Source organism: Rhodopseudomonas sp. BR0G17 (assembly GCF_010907025.1).
In the GTDB taxonomy this organism is placed as follows: Bacteria; Pseudomonadota; Alphaproteobacteria; order Rhizobiales; family Xanthobacteraceae; genus Rhodopseudomonas; species Rhodopseudomonas palustris_H.
Genome location: NZ_QUML01000215.1, coordinates 1 through 399 on the forward strand (window position 1 = coordinate 1; position 399 = coordinate 399).

Sequence of the window (399 nt, forward strand, 5' to 3'; positions counted from 1 at the left end):
TGTCGGAGCCGAGGGCATGACGGTTGCGGCTCTTTGCGAAGCGGCGATCACGGTCAGCGACAGCACGGCCGCCAATCTGCTGCTGGACAGTTTTGGCGGGCCGTCCGCGCTCACGGCGTATCTGAGATCGCTGGGCGATCCGGTCACCCGCGTCGATCACAGAGAACTCGAACTGAACATCGTCAGACCAGGCGAAATTCACGACACCACCTCTCCGCGAGCCATGGTTGGAACGCTGCAACGGCTGCTGCTCGGCAGCGCCTTGTCGGCGTCGTCGCGGGCCAGACTGACGACCTGGATGATCGAAGCACGAGATGCCGCGGCGCGGCGCTTACGCGTCGGCCTGCCGAACGGATGGCGGATCGCCAACAAGCCGGGCACATGGGCGAAGATATCGAC

1 protein-coding gene is annotated in these 399 nt (G+C 64.7%); it reads left to right on the top strand.

Features of this window, described 5'->3' with window-relative positions:
* Positions 1 to 16 precede the first annotated feature (16 nt).
* A partial coding sequence (locus DY467_RS25925) for a serine hydrolase (RefSeq protein ID WP_246701657.1) occupies positions 17 to 399 on the top strand: 383 nt, incomplete at its 3' end.